Origin of the sequence: Erythrobacter donghaensis, assembly GCF_001557325.1 — a bacterium.
In the GTDB taxonomy this organism is placed as follows: domain Bacteria; phylum Pseudomonadota; class Alphaproteobacteria; order Sphingomonadales; family Sphingomonadaceae; genus Erythrobacter; species Erythrobacter donghaensis_B.
In genome coordinates, this window is record NZ_LSJS01000278.1 from 1 (window position 1) to 4410 (window position 4410).

A 4410-nucleotide genomic window follows, 5' to 3' on the forward strand; every position below is an offset into this window, starting at 1 on the left:
GCCGCCAACGATTGATCTCCCTAAGAACAACATCGTCACGAATAAGAGCGGCTAGGCCCCGCTTTGCCCCGCGCCAAGATGCACGGGCCTATCGGGCAGGCTGCACTCGAAGAAGCCGGGCTGGCGTCAGCCCCGGCACAAACGGGGGGAGCCATGCCATGAAATCCAGAACGAGACTGCTGCTGTTCGCCGCCACCACCGCGCTCGCCGCGCCCGCGATGGCCAATGACAATACCGCCGAGGCTGACGCCGAAGCTGCCGAAACCCAGAGCGAACCTGCACCCAAGCCCACGGCTGAAATCTTCTCGACCGGGATGGCCAAGGGCCGCGACCGGCTCGACAGCGCAACCTCGACCAGCGCATTGAAGGGCGATGACATCCAGCGCTTTGGCCCGCGCGCGCTCGGTGATGTCCTGCGCACCATGGCGGGCCTGCGCGTTGCGACCGGCATCGGCGAGGGCAACAACAACTACACCGTGCGCGGCCTGCCGCTCGCAGCGGGCGGCTCCAAATACATGCAGTTCCAGGAAGACGGCCTGCCGGTGCTCGAATTCGGCGACCTCTTCAATGTCGCGACCGACGTCTATCTGCGCAACGACTTCACCGTGAACGCGATCGAGACGATCCGCGGCGGCTCGGCCTCGACCTTCGCGTCCAATTCGCCGGGCGGGATCGTCAACCTGATCTCGCGCACCGGCGAGCAGGAGGGAGGCCGCGCGCAGTTCTCGACCGGGCTCGACTATGACGAGAAGCGCCTCGATTTCGATTACGGCGGCAAGCTGGGCGAGAACACCCGCTTCTACATCGGCGGTTTCTATCGTCAGGGCGAAGGGCCGCGCGATATCGGCTTCACCGGTTGGCGCGGCGGCCAGATCAAGGCCAACGTCACCCGCACCTTCGAGGGCGGCTATGTGCGCGCCTATTTCAAGCTGCTCGACGACCGCTCGCCGACCTTCGCGCCCTATGCGGTCAACATTACCGGCACCAACGAGAACCCGGAAATCCGCAGCTTCCCCGGCTTCGACCTGCGGCGGGATTCGACCCTGTCGGGCTTCCTCGGCCCGGTGATCACGCTCGATCGCAACAACCAGCCGGTCGCCCTGCCGATCAGCACGGGGCAAAGCGCCAAGTCTAAGTCGATCGGCTTCGAGGCGCAGTTCGACATCGCGGGTTGGACCATCACCGAAAAGGCGCGCTATGCGGTCAATGGCGGCGATTTCAGCCGCATGTTCCCCAACCGGCAGAACACCGTGTCGGCCTTCGCCAATTCGATCGGCGGGGCGGGATCGACCGCGGCCTATGCCAGCGGGCCGCTGGCCGGCCAGCCGATCCCGGGCGGGAGCCTGATCAACGGCAACGGGCTGCTCTCGCTCTATTTCGTCAGCTTCGTGCGCGCGCGCTCGCTCGACAACTTCACCAACGACCTGCGCGCCAGCAAGGTGTGGGACGTGGACGCCTTCGGGGGGCGGGGCAAGCTGACCACGACCGCGGGGCTCTATTACGTCACGCAGGAGCTCGACACGACCTGGCTGCACACAGCGATGATCGTCGATGCGGCAGGCGGCGGGCGGACTGCGCAGGTCGACATCTTCAACGCCGCGGGACAGCCGCAGACGCTGAACGGCTATTTCGCCTTCGGGCGCGAGAGCAGCCTGTTTCGGCGCATCTTCGATGTCGATTACCGCGTGATCGCGCCCTATGGCTCGGTCAACTTCCACATCGGCAAGCTCGCGGTCGGCGGCTCGCTCCGGTATGATAGCGGGCGCGTACGCGGGCAGCTGTTCGGCGCGGACCTCGGCGGCGGGCGGGTCGGGCTCACCAGCTTCGATTTCAACCGCGACGGGATGATCAACCCGGCCGAGACGCGCACCGCCTTCCTCCCGCTCGATCGCCCCGCGCCAGTCAATTACGACTACGGCTACCTCAACTATTCGGTCGGCGTGAACTACCGCGTCGCCGAGCCCTTCTCGCTGTTCGCGCGCTACAGCAAGGGCGCGCGGGCCGCGGCCGACAAGGTGCTCTTCACCCCCACGGTCGATCCCCTGACAGGCAACGTGCCGAGTGGCGACCGACAGGATGACGTGATCCAGTACGAGGCTGGCTTCAAGCTGCGCCGCGGCGGGATCACCGTCAACGGCACGGTGTTCCATGTCGAGGCCGAGGACCAGAACGTCCTCAACGGCGCCGCCAATGCCACCAACCGCACCTACGAGGCCGAAGGCGTCGAGCTCGAGGGCACGTTTCAGCGCGGCATCTTCAACCTGACCCTCGCGGCGACCTATACCCAGGCCAAGATCACCGAAGACCGATTGAACCCCGCGCTCACCGGCAAGGAACCGCGCCACCAGCCCGACTGGGTGCTGGTCGCGGTGCCGACGGTCGACTTCGGCAAGTTCGCGGCGGGGGCCAATGTGGTGACGATCACCGGCTCCTTTGCGCAGGATTCGAACCAGCTGCGCCTGCCCGGCTTCACCACCGTGGGCGCCTTTGCCGAATATCAGGCGGCCGAGAACCTGCAGTTCACGCTGAGCGCGCAGAACCTCTTCGATACGCTCGGCATCTTCGAGGTCAATCAGGCGAGCGTGCCGGCCAACGGCATCGGCTTTGCCCGCGCGGCGAACGGGCGGACGGTGCAGGCCTCGCTGCGGCTCGCCTTCTGAGGCGCGCCCCGGGCGCAAGACAGGAGGGCCGGCGAGCGATCGCCGGCCCTTTTTGTTTGGCAGCGGAAAAGGAGATCAGGCTTCAAGCCTGGTTGCGATAGGCGCTGAGGAACACCAGCTCGCGCAGCTGCGGATCGGCGGGCAGATCGAGCCCGGCGAGGTCGGCGATCCCGAGGATGCGCTCGTTGTCGTTGCCTTCGGCCAGCGCGATGCGGTGCGGCAGGATGCGCTCGCCCGCATCGAGCGAATAGAACGCCTGCACCACCGGGCGCAGCGGCTGCTTGCGATCCTCGTCGATCACCATCGCGATCTTCCGGCTCGCCAGCACCACGAAGGAGCCGACCGGATACATCCCGACGGTCTCGACGAAGACGCGCAGGATCTCGGGATCGAAGGCCCCGCCATCGGCGCGCATCGCCTCGATCGCGGCAGCCGGATCGAGGCCCTTGCTGCGATCGGAGGCGGTGAGATGGAAGTCGAAGGTGTCGCAGATCGCCGCCATCCGCGCGATCACCGGAATGGCCTCACCCTTGGCGCCTTGCGGATAGCCGCCCCCGTCCATGCGCTCGTGGTGATGCAGGCACGCGTCGAGCACCAGCTGGGGCAGGTCGCCGTCGTTCTGCAGCGCACGGTGACCGAGGATCACGTGCTGGTTCCAGATGCGCTCGGGGAGATTGCGATAATCGCCGCCCGGGGGATCGCCGGCGTGGGGCAGGTAGTTCACGCCGATATCGAGCAGCAGGCCGGCGAGCCCGCAATTGTGGATGTCGGCCGCAGGCAGCTTCATCCGGTCGGCGAGCGCCACCATCAGCGCGCTGACCGACAGGGCGTGGCGGAAGACCGCCTCGTTCTTGAGCTTGCAGCGCATCAGCGAGCTGAACGCCTGGGGGTTGCGCCGGACCGAGGCGAGGATGTCGCTCACCACGGGTTCGACCTTGCGCACGTCGAGCGCCTTGCCGAGCCGGGTGGCGGTGAACGCCTTGTGCAGCTTGTCGCGCGCCTGTTCGGCGATCGTGGCAGCGTTGTCGAGCTCCTGCGCCATCGTCACCGGCCCGGTTGCCGATACCTGCACCGCGGTGCGCTGCTTGATGGTGCGGATGCGCGAGGCGGCGCTCGCGGCGGCGGGTGCCGCGGAAGCTTCGCAGGGGCGCGCCGCCGACCCCGATGGCGCGACATCGCGGCCCTTGGCGGTGTCGATCACCACCGCGCGCAAGCGGCTTGCCTTGATCGCGGCCAGTCTCTCGTGGTCCTCGATCAGGAACTTCGCCTTCCAGAAGGGATGTTCGAACCACCCGCCCTCGAACTTGTGGACGAACATGCCCAGTTCGAGATCGGAAACAGCGATCTGCTTCAACATGAGGTCTGCCCTGTTCTCGGAAATGGAGGCCGGATTCTAGGTTTGGCACCTTTGCGATTGGCTGGCGGGAACCTCGGGGTTTTCCCTAGGTTGCGGGGCGAGGGCTGCGCAAAGGGCGCTCAGAACTCGCTCCAGTCATCCTCCGCGGGCGCGGACATCGGCGCGGGCAGGGGCGCGGGCATCGGCGCCGGCGCGGACAGGGGCGCGTGCGCGGGCTCGGGCTTGCGGGCGAGGTTGCCGGCCACGGGGAGCGGCTGGGGAAGCGCGGGCTTGCGTGCGGCCGGGAGCGGCGCGGGCGCGGGCTTGCGTGCGGCGGTGAGCGGTGCTGACGCGGGCGGGGGCGGGGCGTAGGCCGGGGCCGGCGAGGCGTGGGCACTGTGGCCGGCGCCGGCC

General features: G+C 67.5%; 2 protein-coding genes and 1 pseudogene. 1 reads left to right on the forward strand and 2 read right to left on the reverse strand.

Going from position 1 to position 4410, the window contains the following annotated elements:
• The first annotated feature begins 158 nt into the window (after positions 1–158).
• Positions 159–2660 carry a TonB-dependent receptor domain-containing protein gene (locus tag AX692_RS16075; protein WP_073973573.1) on the forward strand — a complete coding sequence of 834 codons (2502 nt, stop codon included), beginning with the start codon at positions 159–161 and terminating at the stop codon, positions 2658–2660.
• A gap of 82 nt (positions 2661–2742) precedes the next feature.
• On the opposite strand, the gene AX692_RS16080 is transcribed toward AX692_RS16075, so the two are convergent.
• Both AX692_RS16080 and AX692_RS20295 read right to left on the reverse strand, forming a co-directional pair.
• Positions 2743–4017: an HD-GYP domain-containing protein gene (locus AX692_RS16080; RefSeq protein ID WP_073973574.1), complete on the reverse strand. Its 1275-nt coding sequence runs from the start codon at positions 4015–4017 to the stop codon at positions 2743–2745.
• A 119-nt stretch (positions 4018–4136) separates the two neighbouring features.
• A pseudogene (locus tag AX692_RS20295) lies at positions 4137–4410 on the reverse strand (hypothetical protein); the annotation flags it as partial.

What these genes read in the sequence shown, in the direction of transcription:
- AX692_RS16080 (WP_073973574.1), bottom strand. Translation starts at nt 4,017, where the DNA reads ATGTTGAAGCAGATCGCTGTTTCCGATCTCGAACTGGGCATGTTCGTC.
- AX692_RS16075 (WP_073973573.1), top strand. Translation starts at nt 159, where the DNA reads ATGAAATCCAGAACGAGACTGCTGCTGTTCGCCGCCACCACCGCGCTC.